Origin of the sequence: Peribacillus kribbensis DSM 17871 (assembly GCF_000430765.1) — a bacterium.
In the GTDB taxonomy this organism is placed as follows: domain Bacteria; phylum Bacillota; class Bacilli; order Bacillales; family DSM-1321; genus Paraperibacillus; species Paraperibacillus kribbensis.
Genome location: NZ_AUMQ01000022.1, coordinates 212,696 through 233,392 on the forward strand (window position 1 = coordinate 212,696; position 20,697 = coordinate 233,392).

The 20,697-nt window shown below is 43.4% G+C and carries 23 protein-coding genes; 7 read left to right on the forward strand and 16 right to left on the reverse strand.

Features of this window, described 5'->3' with window-relative positions:
• Positions 1 to 106: 106 nt before the first annotated feature.
• The 3 genes from nhaC to H539_RS0102885 form a co-directional block, all read right to left on the reverse strand.
• Positions 107 to 1,513 (reverse strand): Na+/H+ antiporter NhaC, encoded by a 1,407-nt coding sequence (gene nhaC, locus H539_RS0102875; RefSeq protein ID WP_026692268.1) that lies wholly within the window; start codon positions 1,511 to 1,513, stop codon positions 107 to 109.
• Between the two features lie 475 nt (positions 1,514 to 1,988).
• Positions 1,989 to 3,563, reverse strand: a complete 1,575-nt coding sequence (locus H539_RS0102880; RefSeq protein ID WP_026692269.1) for a peptide chain release factor 3 — start codon at positions 3,561 to 3,563, stop codon at positions 1,989 to 1,991.
• A gap of 202 nt (positions 3,564 to 3,765) precedes the next feature.
• Positions 3,766 to 4,392 (reverse strand): FMN-dependent NADH-azoreductase, encoded by a 627-nt coding sequence (locus H539_RS0102885; RefSeq protein WP_026692270.1) that lies wholly within the window; start codon positions 4,390 to 4,392, stop codon positions 3,766 to 3,768.
• Positions 4,393 to 4,818: 426 nt separating this feature from the next.
• Between H539_RS0102885 and cspD the strand changes: the two genes are divergently transcribed.
• Positions 4,819 to 5,022 (forward strand): cold-shock protein CspD, encoded by a 204-nt coding sequence (cspD, locus tag H539_RS0102890; protein ID WP_026692271.1) that lies wholly within the window; start codon positions 4,819 to 4,821, stop codon positions 5,020 to 5,022.
• Between the two features lie 64 nt (positions 5,023 to 5,086).
• Here the strand turns inward: cspD and H539_RS0102895 are convergent, their stop codons facing one another.
• From H539_RS0102895 to H539_RS0102910, 4 genes are all read right to left on the reverse strand, one after another.
• Entirely contained in the window at positions 5,087 to 6,397 is a 1,311-nt protein-coding gene (locus tag H539_RS0102895) for an MFS transporter (RefSeq protein ID WP_026692272.1), read from the reverse strand.
• Between the two features lie 163 nt (positions 6,398 to 6,560).
• Positions 6,561 to 6,704, reverse strand: coding sequence for a YvrJ family protein (locus H539_RS0102900; protein ID WP_026692273.1), 144 nt, complete (start codon positions 6,702 to 6,704; stop codon positions 6,561 to 6,563).
• Between the two features lie 81 nt (positions 6,705 to 6,785).
• Positions 6,786 to 7,004, reverse strand: a complete 219-nt coding sequence (locus tag H539_RS0102905) for a DUF2922 domain-containing protein (protein WP_026692274.1) — start codon at positions 7,002 to 7,004, stop codon at positions 6,786 to 6,788.
• 39 nt (positions 7,005 to 7,043) lie between these two features.
• Complete coding sequence (locus H539_RS0102910; RefSeq protein WP_026692275.1) at positions 7,044 to 7,262, reverse strand: DUF1659 domain-containing protein; 219 nt, start codon at positions 7,260 to 7,262, stop codon at positions 7,044 to 7,046.
• 492 nt (positions 7,263 to 7,754) lie between these two features.
• On the opposite strand from H539_RS0102910, the gene H539_RS0102920 reads away from it, so the two are divergent.
• Together H539_RS0102920 and H539_RS0102925 are read left to right on the forward strand one after the other, a co-directional pair.
• Entirely contained in the window at positions 7,755 to 8,561 is an 807-nt protein-coding gene (locus H539_RS0102920; RefSeq protein ID WP_051348414.1) for a glycerophosphodiester phosphodiesterase, read from the forward strand.
• Between the two features lie 88 nt (positions 8,562 to 8,649).
• Positions 8,650 to 8,970 carry a hypothetical protein gene (locus H539_RS0102925; protein ID WP_051348415.1) on the forward strand — a complete coding sequence of 107 codons (321 nt, stop codon included), beginning with the start codon at positions 8,650 to 8,652 and terminating at the stop codon, positions 8,968 to 8,970.
• 72 nt (positions 8,971 to 9,042) lie between these two features.
• On the opposite strand, the gene H539_RS0102930 is transcribed toward H539_RS0102925, so the two are convergent.
• On the reverse strand, positions 9,043 to 9,573 hold the full coding sequence (locus H539_RS0102930) for a DUF2179 domain-containing protein (protein WP_026692278.1): 531 nt from the start codon (positions 9,571 to 9,573) through the stop codon (positions 9,043 to 9,045).
• A gap of 541 nt (positions 9,574 to 10,114) precedes the next feature.
• Here H539_RS0102930 and H539_RS0102935 point away from each other — a divergent pair.
• Genes H539_RS0102935 through H539_RS27615 form a run of 3 tightly spaced genes read left to right on the forward strand, consistent with a single transcriptional unit; the run spans position 10,115 to position 11,485 of the window.
• Positions 10,115 to 10,897: a GNAT family N-acetyltransferase gene (locus tag H539_RS0102935; protein ID WP_026692279.1), complete on the forward strand. Its 783-nt coding sequence runs from the start codon at positions 10,115 to 10,117 to the stop codon at positions 10,895 to 10,897.
• Positions 10,894 to 11,061: a hypothetical protein gene (locus H539_RS33360; RefSeq protein WP_425414690.1), complete on the forward strand. Its 168-nt coding sequence runs from the start codon at positions 10,894 to 10,896 to the stop codon at positions 11,059 to 11,061. Before H539_RS0102935 ends, H539_RS33360 begins: the two co-directional genes overlap by 4 nt.
• Before the next feature lie 34 nt (positions 11,062 to 11,095).
• A complete protein-coding gene (locus tag H539_RS27615) occupies positions 11,096 to 11,485 on the forward strand; it encodes a YdcF family protein (protein WP_425414692.1) in 390 nt (129 codons plus the stop codon).
• Between the two features lie 43 nt (positions 11,486 to 11,528).
• Here H539_RS27615 and H539_RS0102945 read toward each other — a convergent pair whose 3' ends face one another.
• Together H539_RS0102945 and H539_RS0102950 are read right to left on the reverse strand one after the other, a co-directional pair.
• On the reverse strand, positions 11,529 to 11,849 hold the full coding sequence (locus tag H539_RS0102945) for a DUF3243 domain-containing protein (RefSeq protein WP_026692280.1): 321 nt from the start codon (positions 11,847 to 11,849) through the stop codon (positions 11,529 to 11,531).
• 119 nt (positions 11,850 to 11,968) lie between these two features.
• Complete coding sequence (locus H539_RS0102950; protein ID WP_026692281.1) at positions 11,969 to 12,697, reverse strand: gamma-glutamyl-gamma-aminobutyrate hydrolase family protein; 729 nt, start codon at positions 12,695 to 12,697, stop codon at positions 11,969 to 11,971.
• 203 nt (positions 12,698 to 12,900) lie between these two features.
• On the opposite strand from H539_RS0102950, the gene H539_RS0102955 reads away from it, so the two are divergent.
• Positions 12,901 to 13,323, forward strand: a complete 423-nt coding sequence (locus H539_RS0102955; RefSeq protein ID WP_026692282.1) for a pyridoxamine 5'-phosphate oxidase family protein — start codon at positions 12,901 to 12,903, stop codon at positions 13,321 to 13,323.
• 72 nt (positions 13,324 to 13,395) lie between these two features.
• Here the strand turns inward: H539_RS0102955 and H539_RS0102960 are convergent, their stop codons facing one another.
• The 6 genes from H539_RS0102960 to H539_RS0102990 all read right to left on the reverse strand — a co-directional run bounded on the left by H539_RS0102960 (position 13,396) and on the right by H539_RS0102990 (position 20,685).
• Positions 13,396 to 13,944, reverse strand: a complete 549-nt coding sequence (locus tag H539_RS0102960; protein WP_026692283.1) for a M15 family metallopeptidase — start codon at positions 13,942 to 13,944, stop codon at positions 13,396 to 13,398.
• A gap of 185 nt (positions 13,945 to 14,129) precedes the next feature.
• Positions 14,130 to 14,843, reverse strand: coding sequence for a GDSL-type esterase/lipase family protein (locus tag H539_RS27620; RefSeq protein ID WP_051348416.1), 714 nt, complete (start codon positions 14,841 to 14,843; stop codon positions 14,130 to 14,132).
• Positions 14,844 to 14,931: 88 nt separating this feature from the next.
• Entirely contained in the window at positions 14,932 to 16,191 is a 1,260-nt protein-coding gene (locus tag H539_RS0102970) for a M24 family metallopeptidase (protein WP_026692284.1), read from the reverse strand.
• A gap of 217 nt (positions 16,192 to 16,408) precedes the next feature.
• Positions 16,409 to 18,652, reverse strand: coding sequence for a phosphodiester glycosidase family protein (locus tag H539_RS0102980; protein WP_026692285.1), 2,244 nt, complete (start codon positions 18,650 to 18,652; stop codon positions 16,409 to 16,411).
• A 227-nt stretch (positions 18,653 to 18,879) separates the two neighbouring features.
• A complete protein-coding gene (locus tag H539_RS27625) occupies positions 18,880 to 19,665 on the reverse strand; it encodes a serine hydrolase (protein WP_081415769.1) in 786 nt (261 codons plus the stop codon).
• Between the two features lie 9 nt (positions 19,666 to 19,674).
• Positions 19,675 to 20,685, reverse strand: a complete 1,011-nt coding sequence (locus H539_RS0102990; protein WP_026692286.1) for an ABC transporter ATP-binding protein — start codon at positions 20,683 to 20,685, stop codon at positions 19,675 to 19,677.
• Positions 20,686 to 20,697 lie beyond the last annotated feature (12 nt).

Genomic DNA, 20,697 nt, shown 5'->3' on the forward strand with positions numbered 1-20,697 from the left:
CCTTATTATACTGTGGATCACCTTATATATCAATCCATAAATCAATAATTTTGGGAATTTATATACGATATGCATCCAAAGCCAGACCGTTCCTTGTTCCTCGGGTTTAAGCCCGAACTTTTTGCGGTGCCTTGCTTCGGGAAAATGAAATGCCAATCCCAGAAAATCCGCTGATGACCGAGAGGACGGGACAGATCAGGCAGAATAAGGCATAAGGAGCATACTCGATAGTGGACACTCCCAGCACCTGTGTTAAAAATACACCGGAAACTCCCCATGGTATAAGCGCGTTTACGACTGTGCCGCCATCCTCTAATGCCCTGGACAGTGTTTTCCCTGTCAGTCCGGCCTTGATATAGCTGTCCAGAAAAGTTTTCCCCGGAAGCAGGATGGATAAATATTGTTCTCCGATCAGTACATTCACCCCTATGCTGGCAAGGACTGTTGCGGTGATCAGCCTGCCTGAGTCAACTAACTGTCCTGCCGCCTTCTCGAGCAGTGCAGGGATGATGCCCAGCTGGAATAATAGTCCTCCCATAGCAAGGGCCAAAAGGACAAGGGAAATGGAGAACATCATGGATTCAATACCGCCCCTGGAAAGGATGGAATCCAGCTGCTTGACTCCACTGTCCAGCTTATAGCCCGAAAAAAGGACGCTGCAAGCCTGAGTGAGAGTTTGTTTTGATTGAAAAAAGGAAACAGCCAGGGCTGCTGCTGTTCCTGAAGCCAAGACGGGAACCGCCGGGATTTTCCGTAATGCGAGGATCCCAGTAAGGACAAAGGGAATCAATGCAAACAGGCTGATATGGGTTTCCTTTTGCAGGGACTCCAGAAAAACATGGATATCCTTTGCCCTCCCGATATCTGCAGCCGGGGATATAAGCCAGTAAACAACAAAGGAAATAATGAAGCCCGGGATGGTCGTCCACAGCATATTCCGTACATGCTCAAATAAGTTGACCCCTACTGTCTCAGATGCAAGATTGCAGGTATCTGACAAAGGGGACATTTTGTCTCCAAGATAGGCCCCGGAAACCACGGCGCCTGCAGTGACTGCCGCTGAAATATCCATCGCTCCAGCCATTCCAATAAAGGCCACGCCGATGGTCGCCGATGTGGTAAATGAGCTTCCTATGCAAAGTCCCACCAGTGAGGAAATTAAAAATGCTGAAGCATAAAATGATGAACCCGGAAGATAGTTAAATCCATAATACATAAGGGTTGGAATCGTCCCGCTCATCATCCAGCTGCTGATCAGCATACCGATAAAAATAAAGATAAATACTGCTCCCAGCGAAGAGGAGGCCCCTTGTATCATTCCTTTTTCCATCACCTTATAGCCAATACCTTTTATTTTTCCATAAATTAAAAGCACGACTACCGAAGCTGCAATTGGTATCTGCGGTGCAAGTCCCCCTTTTATGACTCCAAAACTGATTAGCGCAATGATCAGAAGGAGAATGAATCCAGCCTCTCTGAATGAAGGCTTTAATGTAGTTGGTTCCTTAAACATCGAGCTCTTCCTTTCCTATATGTTTTCTGGCATGAAGGCATAATAAAAACCCCTTCATATCCGTATAGGGACGAAGAAGCTTCGCGGTACCACCCTATTTGATAAGCATGCGATGCTTACCCGCTCTTTTGGTTTGCGCCATTTTTTGCCGGTGTACTTCGATCCAGTGCTGCCCGAATTTTCACCCTCCATCCGGTCTCTGATTTCTGCTCGCACTATCACTACTGGGTCCTGCTGGCGGAATATTTTACTTAATTGCTTAAACGCTTTTAAGTGTTAAAGTATAATAATAAAATAATACAGGATTGCCCTTCTGTCAATCCCTTTCTCCCATAAACCGGTTTCACAGAAAAAAGCCACTCATGCGAGCGACTTAATCCCTTCTTTTAATCTTCTTCAGCACCTATCGTTCCAATCAATGTGTATACAAAAAAAGAGCAGCGGCCAGCCAGCCAATGCTCTTTCCATTTTACATTTATTTCATATCCATCGGGTTATAAAGCTTAATATCCGGATTCTTGTCATTGAACCATCTCAAGGCAAACTCGTTTTCGAATAGGAAAACATATTTGTCAAAGCGGTCCTTTACAAGCAGGCTTCGGGAGTTAGACAGATTTTCATCCAATTTATCATCTTCAACCCAGCGGACAACCTTCGTGCCAATCCGTTCCATGAGGACATCGACATTATACTCATTTTTCATCCGATGCTCAAACACTTCAAATTGAAGCTGCCCTACTGCACCTAAAAGGTACTCTTCCATCCGGACAGATTTAAACAGCTGAATGGCTCCCTCTTGAACAAGCTGCTGGATGCCTTTATGGAAATGCTTCTGCTTCATGACGTTCTTCGCAGTCACACGCATAAACATTTCCGGAGTGAATTGCGGCAGGCGTTCAAACTGGAACATGTCCTTGCTTGTCGTAATGGTATCGCCGATCTGATAATTCCCTGTATCATAGAGTCCGATAATATCACCGCTCACAGCCTGGTTGACCGTATTCCGGTCGTCTGCAAGGAACTGAGTGGACTGGGAAAGATTGATTGGTTTTCCCGTCCTGCTTTGAAATACGGTCATGCCTCTTTCAAACTGGCCGGAACAGATACGGAGGAATGCGATCCGGTCACGGTGCTTGGGATTCATATTCGCCTGTATCTTAAAAATAAAGCCGGAAAAGTCCTCACTGAGAGGATCAATGTCTCCAGTTGTTGAAGTTCTTGGCTGCGGTTCCGGGGCAAACTTCAAGTACGTATCCAGGAATGTCTGCACACCAAATGCTGTTAAAGCACTTCCGAAGAATACAGGAGTAAGAGTCCCGTTGGCAATCCGTTCTTCAGAAAACTCATTGCCCGCTTCTGACAATAACATGATCTCTTCCAGAGTCTGCTCATAAAGCTGAGAATCGGACAGCGCCTGGCCATCCTCAAGCTCCCCATCCTCATTAAGAGGGAGGAAGCGGTCTGATTCTTCCTTAAACAGCTCAATCCGGTTAAAATATCGGTCATAGATCCCCATAAAGTCCTTGCCCATTCCAATAGGCCAGTTCATTGGGTAGGATTCAATTCCAAGTACCTCTTCCAGCTCTGCAAGCAAATCAAGAGGAGGCTTCCCCTGCCGGTCCATTTTATTAATGAACGTAAAAATAGGAATCCCTCTCATCCGGCAAACCTTGAACAGCTTAATGGTTTGTTCCTCGATCCCTTTTGCAGAATCCACGATCATAACGGCACTATCTACAGCCGTCAATGTCCTGTAGGTATCTTCACTGAAATCCTGGTGCCCTGGTGTATCTAATATGTTTACGCGAAATCCGTCATAGTCAAACTGCATAACGCTTGAAGTAACGGAGATCCCACGCTGCTTTTCTATTTCCATCCAGTCACTTGTTGCATATTTCCCTGTTTTCCTTGCCTTGACGGTACCAGCGTCACGGATGGCGCCGCCGAAAAGAAGCAGCTTTTCGGTAAGTGTCGTTTTACCGGCATCCGGGTGGGAAATAATCGCAAATGTTCTTCTGGACTGTACTTCATCTTTAACAGAAGATTTCATTAGTTCTTTCCTTCCTATCTTATATCTTCAAATACCCTTCAAAAACTATATCACATTCATACATACTTTTCTATGGGCACATATTGGCTTGACTGGATTTACGGCACAACGAAAAAGCAGCGGCTTTCGGCCGCTGCCCTATAAGATCTGGAGTGATTTAAAACCAGTATCAGGTTGTTCATCCAAAGTGTTTTTTATACCATTAAAATTGTTTGGCAAGTTCCTTAGCCTTAGAAGAAGCTTCACTTACGATTTCTTCAGCTTTTGATGGATCTACAGCAACACCTTCAACCAGTACAGTCTGTACATTGTTGATTCCAATGAAGCCCATGATGGTTTTAAAGAAGCTCTCAGTGTGTTCCACTTCCATGGCAGGTCCTTCAGAATAAATGCCGCCGCGCGCTTCGATCAATGCAACAGATTTATCTCCCGCAAGCCCAACAGGTCCATTCTCAGTATACTTGAAGGTTTTGCCTGCTACACATAATGAATCAAGATATGCTTTCATAAGCGGCGGATATCCAAAGTTCCACATTGGTGCGGAGAATACTATTTTGTCAGCTGAAAGGAATTGATCCACTAACTCTACCAGCCTGCTTACTTTGGCTCCTTCAGTTGCTGTCACTTCCTGTCCAGCTGCTAGCTTGCCCCATGCATTTAATACGTCTCTATCAATTAATGGCAGATTCGTATCATATAAATCTAGAACTTCAATTTCGTCACCCGTGTTAGCTTCTTTGTAAGCAGCAATAAAATCATTAGCCACTCGTGCAGAAAAAGAAAGCTGGTCTTCTTTTGGATTTGCTTTTACATATAATATTTTAGACATGATGTCACCTCTTCAAATTATTGTTCATTATATTCTAAATAGAAATATCTCGAATACAAGATAAATCATATAAAACTATTATTAAAAAGTCAAGCTTTGTTTATTTTTGTCGAAAAAAGAGATATATCGAAACCGCTTTAAATGCCTCTGCGATCGAACTGAAAACCTTTTTATCTCCTTGTTATTTTCAAGGAATTATTATATAATTTAGTTAATATAACTCTCTGTTTTTATGATTCAAAACCATTAAAACCACTTCCCAAAAAGTATCTAAACATACCATATTAAGAAATTTGCATATTATCAAACAGTGCGGCAGATTTCTAAAGGGGCGGCTGTGTTTGATAATGTGTGAATTTTTATTTTATTTCAAAATAAAAAAAGCATATTAAAATTTTTCTTTTATTTTTAGGAGGATTTTTTAAAATGACAGTAACAGGCAAAGTAAAATGGTTCAACAGCGAAAAAGGATTTGGATTTATCGAAGTACCAGGCGGAAATGACGTATTCGTTCACTTTTCTGCTATCCAAGGCGAAGGCTTCAAAACACTTGACGAAGGTCAGGAAGTAGAATTCGAAATCGAAGAAGGAAACCGCGGCCCACAAGCTAAAAACGTTGTAAAGCTATAATCTCCCATTATATAAAATCATGAATCAGGATGCGGCCTTTCTGGCAGCATCCTTTGTTTTTTGCCTATACGCTTTCATCCTTTAATCTAAACAGGATCAAGAGTCCCACAAAAGTCAACAGCATTAGCGACCCGAGGGCGAGCCTGCTGGCCAGTGTCCCATAAGAGGCAAACAGCAGGGTGATGCTGCCATAGAGAACAGGTCCCACAATCGAGGATACTTTTCCCGAGAAAGCAAACAGTCCAAAGAACTGTCCCCGCTTATGTTCGGGTGTCAATTCAATGATGTACGTCCTTGACGCCACCCACATGGATCCAAGGGATATGCCAAATAAACTCCCGGCTATCCAGAACCATAGAGAACTCAGGGCAAACACTGCGATCAGAAGGGCAATCAGGAGAAGGAGGGCCACATAGATGATCGATTTTCGGGCTCCTGCCGCTTTTGTAATATAGCCAAAGATGAACGAACCCACAATACTGGAAACGGTGGAGACTAAATACAACAGGATAAAGCTTCCCGAGGAAAATCCTATAACTGTTCCTGCATATACGGCCATCATGGCAATGGTTGTCGAAATGGCATCATTGAGGAAAAAATAAGCAATCATAAACGTGAAGATATTTTTGTAGCTCTTTACTTCTCTAAACGTCTGGATCACTTCTTTATATCCCGAGAAAAAAGATGCCTTCCCATTCTCTGTCCTTTTCTGTTCCTTTACAAAGAAAAATAATGGCAGGGAGAATATAAGAAATAAAAGAGCGGAAGGAATGAAGGCATTCTCGCTTCCCCCCTTGGCCAGAGGGTACACAGTAAGTCCAACCAAGGTCCCAATATAGCCAACAGCAACACCAAATCCAGATATCAGGGGCAATTCGCCCTTTTTTGCAAGATCGCTAAGCATGGCATCATAAAAAACGAGACCGGAATTATAAAAGAACTTTGCTGCAACAAAGAAAACAACGACCAGAATCAGAGATGCAGGAAGGCCTCCATATTGGGTGGATAATTCCCATTTTCCAAAGACTCCCATCAAAAACGTACAGCTGACTGCCAGCAACGTAAAGGGAATTAAATATCTCTTTTTTAGACCGCTTTTATCCATTATCACACCAAAAAGCGGTGAAAAAATGACAAGAAAGAAGCTCGCTGCCGCATTTGCATAGGAGATGAAGGTACTCGCCAGCTGGTTCAGCACCTCATTGCTTCCAATTTGCTCTTTCATGTAAAATGGAAAAAAGATTGTATTAATATTGGACGAAAAAATGGTATTGGCAAAATCGTATAAGGCCCATGAGATAATTGGCAGCGTGAAAAACAAGCTGATGGTACTTCGCTTGTCTGCCTTCGCTTCATCTTTGAGTTTTATTTCCATCCCTCCTCCCCCTTTCTACCAATTTATTGCATGCACCCTACTTGTATTCCATGCCCATCCAGCAATTCCTTCTTAAACTCGCTTGCTTTACCATTCTTTACAAAAAAATTAACGAAGAAAAAACCGGCATGGGTCTGCACCCAGCCGGCTGGCGGTTCGGATTCTATGCCTCAGGCTTCAAAAGGACGGGAAGGTCCTGGATTGACTTTATCAAGACATCCAGCTTGGATTCAATCCGGTACAGCAGATAAATGGAAACTGCTATGGGAAAGCCTACCTCGCTTATAAAACTGAACAGAACATCCATCATCATTCCTCCTGCATGGTATAAGGGTATAAAGCCTGCCCGCTAACAAGAAGATCTTTTTAGGGGCAGGCTTTCAGCTGTTTAGTTGAACTCGTATTCCTCTACGCTCCGGTCAATTAAACGTGCACCTTTTCTGGCAGCCAGATCCCCAGAACCTGTCATAAAAATGTTTGCTGAAGTAATGGCGTCCATCGCCTGCTTCACCTCATTGATATCAACGGGCTCCTTAGGATCTGCAATGGATATGCTGGCATTTTTGCCTTCTGAGGTTGTAAAAATCAGTTCTAATGTCTTACTCATCTACTTTCCCTCCTTTTTTACCATATTTTTTAGTGGTGCTTACGCATTTACGCTTTGAAGATCTCCCCTGCTGACATCAGCCAGCGGATATCTGCTGAGCCCGGCAAGTGCAGAAGCCGTTTGATACAGCTGATCAGGTGTAGCTGCCGGCTTAACATTAGGAAGGGTCTTCTTTTTTAGAACAGGTTCGTTCTTATCATTTAACCCGGTTTGAACTGAGTACTGCAATGTAGAAGAAACTAATGTTTGATTCGCCATCTTGTCTCACCCCCTTTCACTCTCTATATAAAGAGTTGGAGAATAAAAGGGGCATCAATATGAAAATTATTTATGCAGATTAAATGAAAGGAGCCTGACCCGCATTGCTGAATGTAGGATCCGTGGGATCAGCAATACGGGACAAGCCCCTCTTATACTCTCTGTATTCTCTTAGTTAAGCTTATTCTTCCCTTTATCTGCAAGAAGATTATACTCCGTTGGAGATAGAAGGTTTGCAAATAGTTTTTTCCTGGATATTACCTTTTCGGCTTTTATTCCTTTTTTTAATAAAGCCGTGACTAACTCATTCATATTAGGCATGTTCAAACCCTTCTCTTTCCATGGCTGGATTGGCAAATTACTTGATTTATTCCTATTTAATAAGTAGAATTATATGCCTCTAAATTGGAAAAAGCAAATGCATTTTTTCCTGTTTTTTCACTAAAATTAGACAATAAGGCTGGTTTCTTTACGGGGAAAGGAGATATGCCGATGGCCGGAAATTTAGTAAGCTATTTCAAAAATATCTACTCACGAATCTTTTCCAGGAGAAGGATAGTTCCTGCTGAGGTCATCAAACCGCGGATTGCCGCCCATAGGGGAGCGTCTGGCCACAGACCGGAAAATACAATGGCTGCTTTTGATAAGGGAATCGATCTGGGTGCAGAGATGATAGAATTAGACATACAGATGTCAAAGGATGGAAAACTCGCAGTCATTCATGACACAACTCTTGAACGCACCTCGAACGGGAGGGGTCGTGTAAAGGATCACACCTGGGAGCAGCTCTCTTCGCTGGATGCAGGAAGCTGGATGGCCGGGCAATACAAAAAGGAAAGAATCCAGAGCCTTGAAGCTGTTTTGGACAAGTATCTGGGCAAAGCCGGCTTTTTGATTGAGCTGAAAAAGCCATCTCTATATCCCGGTATCGAGAAAAAGCTGGCCGAAGTGATCCAATCAAGAGTCAGCAAAGCGGAAACTTCCATTACTGTGCTTTCTTTTGATACGAAATCTCTAAAAACATTCCATGAATTGTGCCCAGAGATTCCGATCGGTGTATTAATCCGGCGGTTTCCTCCTGGCCTTAGGCATAGAAATCTAATAAATCTCAGCAAATATGCCTCTTATATCTGCCCAAAAGTGACTCTTATAAATGCTTCGGCAGTACGTAAAATAAAAGCATACAACTTGGGCATTATGATATGGCCGGTAAATGACAGACGCACCGCCGAAAAAGTAAAAGGTCTTCCTATTGATATTATCATCACAGATTATCCCGATTTATTCCTAAACATCTGACTCCCATGAGCTTAATTTCACTCCTTCTGTATATCCTGCAATAAAATGGTCAAAGATCTTAACACCGTAAACTCTTAAAGGAGGATTCATGGTGGAGGGTCTTTATTTTATTAATAACAGAATAGAATTGGAGGAAAGGAACAGACAAAGAAGCATCGAAATTCAAATCAAGAGCACCAGACAATACATATCCACCCATTCCTTACATATCATAACGATCAACCCTTATCAGCTTCATGATTACTATACCATTCTCCATGCACTGCTTTTTGATCTGCAGAATAAGGATCTGTATTGCGATTTTCTATTAATTCATTCACAAGGTGTGATTGAGGATTTCATTTTTCATTACCCTGAGTACTGGAGAAAGCTTTCCACAAGGTTTAACCGGCTGATCAGTGTTCAGTAGATCCCAAAAATAACCAAAAGAGGCGGACTCTTAGGACATATTTGTTCGACCTAAGAGTCCGCCTCTTTTTCGTTATTTCTTTTTATGCCAGCCCTTTTTCATACCCTTTAAGAGAAAACCTCCCTTAAATTTTCTTGGTTCGTAGGAGATGATAAAGGCCCGCGGCTCATGCTCCTCAATGATGCCCATAAGCTCTTTTTCGCGGTCCCTGCGGGTCAGGATATCGAGCTGGTACCGTTTTCCGTCTCTGCCCTCACCCTCAAACACTGTTACACCAAACCCAAGTTCCCGCAATTTTCGAATCAATTCAGAGTTATAGTTGGCCAGCTTAACATTTAAATTTGTATAACCGATTGCCAGCAGGGATTCTACATAGCCCCCGATCAGGATCCCAAGCCCGAATCCAACGGCATATACAATCATCGCCAAACCGCTTTGTTTCCCTGAAAATACCAGTGAAAGGCCGAATACATAAATCAGATTCTCTACCATGCCAAAAAAGGCTGCAAAGAGCGTCTTGCCTTTAACCAAAAAAATGGTACGAAGTGTTAAAATGGGTACATAAATAAGCTGCAATACTAGTATCAAAATAATTTCTTTCAATCTTACGTCTACCCCCGCTGTGTGATCTTTTTGAAAGGTTTTTCCTCCATAATTATAAGAAAAAAATTTCTCATTGGATACAGTAGAATTATACTGGAAAAATTTTTTTATCTCATCTATTCATAGTGTTTCCCCATAAGGCTCATGTAAAAACAATAATCGTTTTGGTTTTAATAGGCTTATCGGATTATCTCTTACAATATTTGGCCGGCGGATTATTTAGGCAGTTTTCCGATGATTAAGGGGATATGCGGATCATTTCTGAGATTTTCTGATCAATTCCACCTAAACTGGACCATTCCATTCCCCGGCACGCCTCCCATATTCCCTTTGGATCATTAATGGTTGAGTTAGGATCATTCATTGAAAGAATCATTAATTCTGTTTTTCAGATCATAACCCACGTGGCAACAGCCGCGGTCAGCACCAAACTAAGCATAACTTCCTTATAGTGAAGCGCCTGGAATATGACACAATAAGCGGTTGATTTTTTCCATCATTTTCTATAAGATTAGTGAAAACAAAATGGGAGTTTTTGCTGATGATTAGACAATTGACAGAGCATGATCACGAAAAGGTTCTGTGTTTCCTAAAAAAAGATCCATCTTTTAATCTGTTTATCCTCGGAGATATTGAAGCCTTCGGCTATAAGACAGATTTTCAGAAGTTGTGGGGCGAATGGGATTCTGAAGATCTTAAAGCGGTCCTACTCAGATTCCATGACTCCTACATCATGTCTGCCATAGCTGAGTTTGATGTAGATGGATTTACAGAGCTTCTGCCCAAAAACGAAAAAGTGGCTCTTTCCGGCAAAGCCGAGGTAGTGGAGCTCTTTGAGGGAAAATCCCAGCTTAAACTGGGGGAAAAGCGTACATTCTTTTTTGCAGAGTGCACAGAAGAAACAGAAGAAGCGGGAAACCTGGATAACGAGGTTAAGATTGCTTCCCTTGAAGATATTGATAGAATCATAGATCTTCGTTCTTCCATCTCTGAATTCAGAGTAACAGAAGCAAGCCGCAAGCTCCTGGTCCAGGCTATGGAAGAAGGAACCGGGAGAACCTTTTATATTGAACGAAATGGAAAGATGGCGGCCAGTTCTTCCACCTCTGCCGAAAACTCCATTTCTGCAATGGTGGTAGGCGTATGTACGCATCCTGATTTCCGTAATAAAGGCTATGCATCAGATACCCTTAAAGCCCTTGTTCAGGAAGTGCTTGGAAAAGACAAAAAATCCTTATGCTTATTTTATGACAATCCTAAGGCAGGAAGCATTTATCATAGACTGGGGTTCGCGGATATAGGCCATTGGACGATTTACAGATGAAAAAGACAAAATCGAGCCTGATCAAGAGAATCGTTCTTACTGGAGCTGTCATAGTGTTTATATACTGCAGCTGGGCTCAATTCATGATTTATCGGTATTCACATAAAAAGGTTCCAGACGGCGCTGATTTCGTTCTTGTTTTAGGTTTTAGGGGCAAAAGTTAAAGCGACAAAGCCCTCGCCTTCTCTGCAAAATAGGATCGATGCTGCTGCACGCTACATGAAGAGCAGTCCCCAAACCATAGCGATCGTATCGGGAGGAAAAGGGGAGGATGAACCAATATCTGAAGCCAAAGCCATGAAGAAGGGCCTGGTCAGTGAAGGAATTGAAAAAGACCGGATCCTTCTGGAGACGAGATCCAGGACAACCTACCAAAATATCAAATTTTCAAAGAAACTCGTTCCCAAAAACAGCACAGTAGTGTGTGTGACGAATGGATTTCATGTATACCGCGCTGTAAAGATGGCTGAAAAACTGGGACTGAAGGTTCACGGCCTCTCCGCCCGTACCCCTTTCAGCACCATTCCGAAATCGTATCTTAGGGAATACCTGGCCATTGCAAAATATAAGCTGACTGGAAGACTATAAAAAAGGGACCGGCATCCGCCGTTCCCTTTTGGGATAGGAATCCTTATTGCTGCACAAGCTTAATCAGCATATGTGCAAGCTTATGACGCTCCTCGTCATTGCCTGCCTGCCATAACTGCTGAAGAAGATATTCTTCACTATTGCGCGGATCCTCATGCTTTGCCAAATATCCTGCTACTTTTTCTGTGAGTTTTGCCAACTGTTCTTCTCCAAGGCCTAAGCTTTCTCCTTTGGATACTTTGTCGCTTAGATAGGATTTAAACTCATCAAAGCTGGACATAATCTGGTCTTTTTTATCTTCACCCATATTTTGAATTTTTTCTTCTACCTTGCCTTCTGCGCTGCTTCCATTTAAGTTTGTCATTAATAAACATCTCCTTTTCCGAAGTTGTTTATTTAATCCCCCCTTTTAGATGTGTTCAAACACCTGTTTCTCCAATGAGAAGTATTTGAACTTCCCGATAACTGTTATTTTTTCCAGCTTCAGTTATTTTTTGATGCCGCCTTGATGAATTCGGTAAAGAGCTGCTGCATCACTGGAGACTCCCCTATCATTTCCTCAGGATGCCATTGGACAGCTAGCATCCATCCTTCCGATGGATGTTTGGCTTCCACGGATTCGATGACCCCATCAGAAGAAACAGAAGTGACCTTCAGTTTATCTGCCACTCTGCCCACTGCCTGATGATGGAAACTGTTCACAAGCAGACGCTCTTCCCCTGCAATTTCATAAAGGAGACTGCTCTTTTCAATAGTTATGGAATGGGTTGCCGTTTTTCTAGCCGCAAGCTGGGTGTGCTTGATGCATCCTGGCACCTCACTCTCGATATCCTGAATGATTGTCCCCCCAAATGCAGCATTCAGCACTTGAATTCCCCTGCATAAGCCAAGAATGGGCTTTTTCTGCCTCGATGCATAAAGAATGATGTCAAGCTCGGTCTCATCCCGTTCAGCCTGGACTCTTCCAAGTTTCGGATGAGGCTCTTCACCGAAATAGAAGGGATTTAAATCCTCCCCTCCGCTCAGCAGGATTCCATCGCAGAGATTTACCCAGCTCCTGGCCTCTTCAGTGCTTCCTGTGGGCAGGACGATTGGAACGCCCCCTGCCTTCCGGATGGACTCTACATAGCTGTAATGCAGATAGACTGAGTCGAACCCTTCCGCAAATAAAGTTGTAGCGGTGATTCCTATAACTGGCTTATGTCCATTCATCTTCTTCATTCCTCCTGCTTCAAGCTATTTTCTTTACCCTCTATCTTCTAAATGAACAGCTGATAAACCTTCTTATTGTGTGACTTCATAACTCAAAATGGCCAATTATCTCAATCTTTAACCAGGGGATTGATCGTTTTATTGTTTAGACTCGGTGAAAGTATGGAATATATAAAGAGAATATCAAGTGAGGAGATGATCTTTTGAGTCAGGAAGAATTAAAATCCACTGTCATTGAAATACTGGAAAATAACAAGGTAGGGACTCTTGCCACTGTTAAAAACGACAAGCCCCATTCCCGTTATATGACTTTTTTTAATGAAAATCTGAAGCTTTATACAGCAACAGATAAGGATACCCATAAGGCAGAAGAAATCGAAAAGAATCCATATGTCCATATTTTACTTGGATACCAGGGTGACGGCTACGGAGATTCCTATGTGGAGGTGGAAGGAAAAGCCTATATCCGGGAGGATCAGGAGATAAAGGACAAGCTGTGGAATGACCACATGAAGCCATGGTTTAAGGGCAAGGACGATCCTGATTATATTGTATTAGAAATAACACCTTCTGCTGTAAGGCTTATGAACGCCAAGGAAAATTCTCCGCAGACGCTTGAGCTGTAGAATGACACTCGAAAATCAGAATGCTAAGAGGCTGTTTCTTTAAGAAGGCTATTCTTTAGAAACAGCCTTTTTTTATACAGACTCCGGGCGCTCACCATTTTTCAGATCATGAATGGTAAGTCCGAACGTCATCTGAAGATGCGGATAATCCTTGAAGTTCTTCCAGTCCCCTCCCCATTCAAATCCAAGGCTTTTTCCAATACGGGCAACCTCCATCCAGTCTGCCTTCCCATTATTATTTCCATCATACTCAATATCCCATATAATATTTCCTGATTTATCTTTCAGTGCATAATCAAAGGCCAGTCCAAAATTATGGTAAGAGTCCCCGCCTCTCAGGTTGGTCACAATCCTTCCGGAATCCGTGCGGCCTTGTTTATAGAGCTTGTCTTGTTCTTCGGCACTCCGAAAGCCATCCGTAATTACTACAGAGATTCCTTTTTCTGCAGCCAGCTTGACCAGCTGATCTTTTTTCTTGTCAACCTTTGGATTCAGCGCCTCAGGCAAAGGTTCTTTTTTTATCGAGGAAGAGGTTTGAGGATGCTGGTTCACGGTATATATAAACACAAAACTCAGTAAAATGATGAGCATCAGAAAAAACAAAGGCTTGGGTTTTCTCATCTGTAACGTTCCTTTCTAGTTGACTGCCTATCTATTATTCTATCATGTTCTAAAGGAAAGTGTTCTCCCGCGGACTTGCGGGATATGCTCATGGATCAGCAAAAAAGCATATCAATCTGTAAATTGATATGCTCATGCCTCACATATGCTATTAAATATCTGGATGCAGCAATCCAATTCGTCCTTTAGAAATGATAGCTTTTCAAAATATGATCGGCCAGCAGGTCATATCCCTTATCATTAACATGCAAGGAATCATAGAAATAGTCTCTTTTCCGTTTTCCCTTAAACAGCTGATTCGTAGGGATAAACGTCATATACTGCTTGTCTTTTGTCATCCCTTGAACAGATTCATTCCAATTATCGATATAGGTTTCAATCTGCTTTCCTGTATTCGGATATGGATTGTAAAGTCCCAGCACAATGATGGGGGCATCATGGTTCATGACATGAATCGCCTCTGTAATCATAGTTAAGTTGTGAAGGTATTCCTTTTTCGCAAGTGCCAGCTGTTTAGGCGGCAGTCCGCTGAGATTATCGTTCCGGGAATTCTTCACTAAATCATTTGTGCCAATATAGAGAATAATATAATCTGAATTCTCAACCTGTCTGATCATTTTTGGCTCGGCAAGCCTCAAAAGAAGCGCCCCGGATTTTTGGCCGATGACCCCAAAGCTCTTGGCGTCATATGTAACCTTAGAATTTTTTTGATTCAATTTATTCTCCAGGGAACTAACATAGCCGGTTCCCTTTGAATCACCCAGCCCATAAGTCAGGGAATCCCCTAATGCCGTGATGACTCTTTTCCCTTTTTCATCCTCCGGCCTGTTGAAAATATATGCGGCCAAACAAGCTATTACAAGCAATATAGGAAGGATAATCAGATTAAATTTCTTCATACTATTTCCCTTCTGTCTTAAAAGATCTGTCAACACTTTTATACCCTAAAAAGAGGCGGAATTAACTGCTCAGACAGAAGGCAGAGCTTTAAAATTTTCCTGGGATGAGGTAGAATTCCTTCTGCCTCCGAGTTAAATATGTCAGCTTCCCATTCATAAAGGCCGCGGATTCTTCCATATACATAATCACATCCTGACCCCACCCTTCTATAAATTGAGTCAAATTAAACTCTAGGGCGAAGCAGGTATGATCTCTTAAAGGATACTCCCCGCGGATCGGGACCGGCCCCTGCTGATCATAAAGGCCGATAATCGGTCCCGCCCCATGGCATTGATATCCCAGCGGATGAGAATAAATCATTGCCTGCAGTCCTTCTTTTTTAGCCTGTTCCAGAGAATGTTCGAAGATTTGATTTCCTGTTCTGCCTAAAATAAATTGCTCGCCAATGATGTCTTCCAGCCGGTTTGCTTTCTCCATCAAACCCTGAAGCTCGCGAGGGACGATTCCCTCAGAGGCAGCATAGGCAAGAAGCTGTGTATCGGTAGAAAAACCAAGATAGTGGATTCCAAAGTCCAGATGGACGATGTCCCCCTCCCGGATGATCGTATCGCTCATCCGGCTGTTCATGCTCCCCTTCCTTTGAACATCCACGGTTGGATAAAATGATGTCTTAAGACCAAGATCCAGAACTCTTTGGCGTATCCAATCCACTGCATCTCTGGTGCTGGTGATTCCAGGGATTATGGCTGTAAAGCTTTCAGCCGCAATCCTGCGGGTCATTTCTGCTATCTCCCCGTATGTTTCCAGCTCCTCAGAAAGTCTCGTTTCAAGCCATTCCACTGCAATGGCTTCTGCAGAAACGATTTCCGGACTTCCCGCTTCATGGATATAATGCCTGATTTTTTCAAAAAGCGAATGACTTAATCCATCACAGACAGCATGGGTGCCTGATACATTTAAGGCGATCCTTTCCGGATTCCGTTCCTTAATGATTCTTTCTAAGCACTGCCATTGATCCTCGTTCTGTATATTCCAGACAGGGTGATAAAAGGGCTTGAATTCCGGATTTTGATGGATGACCAGCCTCTCAGCTTCCTTCCCCTTCTGCAGGCTGAATACGATAAGGGTCAGTCTTCTTGAACTGTCAATCGATGATGGGAAAAACGTTTCTAAAAGGGGATCTTCATTATATTCCCTTCCACCCATTATCCACATATCTACTTTATGCTTGGCCATCAGTTCCGGAATCAGTCTGGATAGTCTAATGTCCAGCCATTTATCCTTGAGTGCCTCTCTCTCTTTTAATGGAAGGATTCCCAATTCCTCTTTTGCCGATAATTTTTTCATCCTACTCTCCCATCCCCGGTGAAGATTTCCTTCATCCCGGCTATTTTTAGATCATCCATTGAATGAAAAGCCAAGTCTTCCATGAGACTTGGCTTTTTGCTTCCCCCTCTTCATTGAAGAAAGGAGGATGTATAACTTGCACAGTGCCTGCAGATACGGCTGTATGGATATTGCCTTTATTCAGCCTGCGGCCCATATGCCCGCAAGACCGTGACATCTACTTGATATTTGTGTAAACGGCAGAAAGCTGGTCAAAATACAGCGTGCCTTTATTTTTATTTTTGCCATTGGTTTCTGCGGCATAAATCTGATTCAATTTGATTGGACCAGGGGAGCTGGCAGGAATATTTGCGTATACGTACTTCCAGCCCTTCCAATCAAGTTTTCCCTGGGCTGTAAAATCAGTAACAAATGATTTTCCTTTCCCATCGGTAAATGAAGCCCTGAGCCAGTGTTTTCCGGAATCACCATACACCCACAGCCCAAGCTTGATCGGCTTGCCGCTGATCGTCCTGCCGGCTTTTCCGTATTGATCCTTGAAATTCACGTAAGCAGTGGAAGTGCCGCTCATTCCAGTAAAATCATAGGAGAGTGACAGGGCATGCGTACCTTCGCGGACCGGATTCGGCCTGCTTGATAAAGCCAGAATGGCAGGCTTTGCTTTAACTGCTGAACCAGTTAGGGAATTCACATCCTCAAAGCCTTCGATGATGACTGGAGGTTTACCAATATTGACAGCTGCATCGGCCTTTGCTTTCCCAAACACCGCGGTCACTTTACCAGATGTCACACTGCTCCCTGCTGTCAGCGTTCCATTCCGGTCCACTTTTCCAACGTTCCCACTGGTTCCCCATTTTATTAGTCCAGGAGAAAGATAGACTTCCCTTCCTCCCTTATCAAAGCCCCTGACAGTAAAGGCTTGTCTGCTTCCAGGGAGAACAGAGGTTGACTTAGGGGATAGAGATAAGGAACCCATATCCGTTACCACTTCCACATTAATCGTTTTGGATACAGTGCCTGATTTCACTATGATCCTTCCCTTTGCTGGCTTGGACCCTGCTGTAAAGACGCCGCTTGTACCGATCTTCCCGATGGAAGAATCAGCAGACCATTTCAGGCTCTTCGTATTGACTGTAACTCCATTATAATATTGATCCTGCCCTTTTAGTGGAATTCCCTTGCTGGCTTTAGCCAGAATTTTTATTGAATCCCCGAGTGGCGAAACAAAAGATGACAGCTGTGAAACAGGGGCGGTGGATACAATCATCAGCGCATTGGATACAGAGCGTTCAAATCCGTCTGAAGGATGGTTCAGTATGGAAAGAGACTGATTTCCTGGCTCTCTTGCGGCATATGTAGTCGAGCCTCCCCCATCCATATTGATGGCTGTATCCATGCCTTTTTTGGAGAGATATCCTGCACCTTCAGCAATGGTCACCCCATCGCTGAAGCCTGGCTGCCGCCCGTCAAACGTTGTTATGTATAACTTTCCATCTTTGGCGGCGATCATGGTCCTTGGAGCACGTTCGGAGTTTTCACTGCCCGCTGACTCTGTAACTCTTCCATCCTTGATAATTAACTCACTTCCTGAAACGGCATGGACGGCACGATCCATTCCACCGTCAAAATTCAGCTGGAACTGAATCTCTTTACCTGTTTCAAGGTGATCTATGAGCCAGGAAGCCTGTGTCCCTGAACCAGCAAGCACCCACTTTCCTGCCGGAATGCTTGAGTTACGCTCAAAGCTCCAGCTCTCCACGGTGGCGCTGAGTGTCTGATCGATGGCAAGGCGGTCTTCTTTTGGCTGCAGCACGAACTCTACTTCATCGCCTGAAGTTTTCGTGGACGGACCGTACCTCGATGTAAACAAGAAGAGGCTGTTTTTCTGTGTATCTTTATTCCTCCCCCTGTTAATGCCGGTCAGGGTTTTAAATCCCGCCTCGCCGGGCAGCTGGATTTTCCCTGTCATTTTTACTTGTTCCTTGATTTCAGCACGTCTGTCCTCCATAATCCCAAGAACGCCTTTTGAAGTCACGCCTGAAGAGATGACTTCACCCGCGGAAATTTGAAGGCCGGTCGGCTGCCCCGTATAGGGTGCAGCCGTTTTATAGAAACCTCCGTTAAATCCAGCAATGACCCTGTAGCCGTTTTTGTCGATTGATTTGGCCTGATTCCTGACCGTATCAACCGAAAGGACTTTTCCACCTCCAGATGTGACCTCCATTTTGATGAAGGGATTGTCAGGATCTACTTCAAGAGTATTAATGGACTCTATATTGTTCTTGCCCTTGAGGCTGTATGAGGTATGGGCCACACTTGGGCCGACCATATAATGGTTTATTTGCTGGACAGTAAAGGCAGATAAATCCAATGCCTGTGCACTGCCTGCCGAAGAAACAAACAGTGATCCTACTAATAATAAACCTGTTAATCTTGTAAAAAAGTTTCTAAACACTTTCATGATGACTGCATCTTCTCCTCTGGATTATACTTAATTCTTAGTTTAATAGATAATTTTACCATATTAACCATTTTCTTTATATATTTATTTGACATAAAATCTTGATAAGAGGGCTATCAAAATGGAAGGAATAAGAATTTTATTTCAAGCCAAAAAATAGTGGTTATTTTTCTTGTTAATCAAACACAACAAACCCCTCATTTTGTCGATGAGGGGTTTGTTAAGCTTTATCTTTTTGTCAGATCATCATATATTATTTTACCTATATTGCTGATGATCTTTTTTCCTTTTATTTTATTACGGAGACCTTCTATTAAAATAGCGGCATAAGCTGTCCGGTCTTTAAATCGGATAATCGCGCAATCATGCTCCACACCCGGCAGCTCGCCTGTCTTATTTGCAGCCCTTACCCGATTGAGGTCCATAAGGGCAGGCAGCTTATCCTGGAATTGCTGCTTTTCCAAAATAGAGAGGATCTCATTTCTGCTTTCCTCCGACAAATAATGTCCTGCTGTAATGGCCTTCAGGCACAGGAGCATATCTCCCGCTGAGGTATAATTGTTTCTTCCTTCTGTGATAGCAGCCCAATCCATCATCTTTCTGCCGAGCAGCGTCTGTGACAACCCCAGCTCATCTATAGTCCTATTTATGGCCCGCATGCCAAGGAGATCAATGCAGATATTCGCCGCGGTATTGTCAGAAACAATAATCATTAGTGTTAATAAATCCTTGACGGTCAGCGTGATCCCATCGGAAAGCGCCTGAATGACCCCTGCTCCCCCCGCCCTGCTGGAAGCAGGAACTTGTATAGGACGATCAAGATGTAACGATCCCCTTTCACTTTCCCGATACGCTGTGAGCAGGATCGGAATCTTAATCAAGCTCGCTGAAGGCATCCTGAGAGAAACATTATGTTCAAATAGCTGCCCATCAATTTCAACGGCTGCACTGATCCGTCCATTTTCGGTCTGCAGCACCTTATGTAAGTCTTCAAACCATGCAGCACGCATCATGCTTCCCCCTTACTTTGCAGCGGCTGTTTGATCATACTCTTTCCCGTCCATGACTTCTTTATTGTATAAATGGCAGGCAACAAAATGACTGTCTTCCGCCTCCTGCCAAACCGGCTTCTTCTGGGAACAGACGTCCATGGCATGCGGGCATCTTGTACGGAAAACACAGCCGCTTGGCGGGTTTATCGGACTTGGAAGATCCCCCTTTAGTATGACCCTCTCCCTTGCATCCTCAATGTCCGGATCAGGGATGGGGATGGCTGACAACAGAGCCTGTGTATATGGGTGTAGCGGAGACTTATACAGCTGGCTGCTTGTGGTCAGTTCCACCATATTGCCTAAATACATAACTGCAATCCGGTCGCTGATCTGTTTTACCATGGAAAGGTCGTGGGCAATAAATAAATAAGTGAGGCCTTTTTCCTTTTGCAGCCTCATCAGCAGATTCACCACCTGGGCCTGCACCGATACATCAAGGGCCGAAATCGGTTCGTCCGCTATGATGAATTCCGGGTCCAGGGCAAGGGCCCTTGCTATTCCAATCCGCTGCCTCTGTCCGCCGCTGAACTCATGGGGATATCTGTTCGCATGATCACGGTTCAATCCCACGTCCTCTAAAAGCTGATAAACCCTCTTCTGCCGGTCCTTTTTGCTGCGGTACAATTTATGCACTTCCATCGGTTCAGAAATAATCTCCATGACTGTAGAGCGGGGGTTAAGGGAGGCATAAGGATCCTGGAATATCATCTGCATTTTGCGGTGAAACGAAAACTTTTCTTTATCCTTTAAGGCATGAATATCCTGGTTATTAAACACAACCTCACCCGCTGTCCGGTCATACAGGCCCATGATCGTTCTTCCCGCTGTAGACTTTCCGCAGCCGGACTCTCCTACAATTCCAAATGTCTCTCCCTTATGAATTTTGAAAGAAACATCATCAACAGCCTTCAACACTTCATTTTTGCCAAGATTAAAGTATTTTTTCAGATTATTAACTTCTAAGAGCACCTGCTGTTTCATGACTTACCCCTC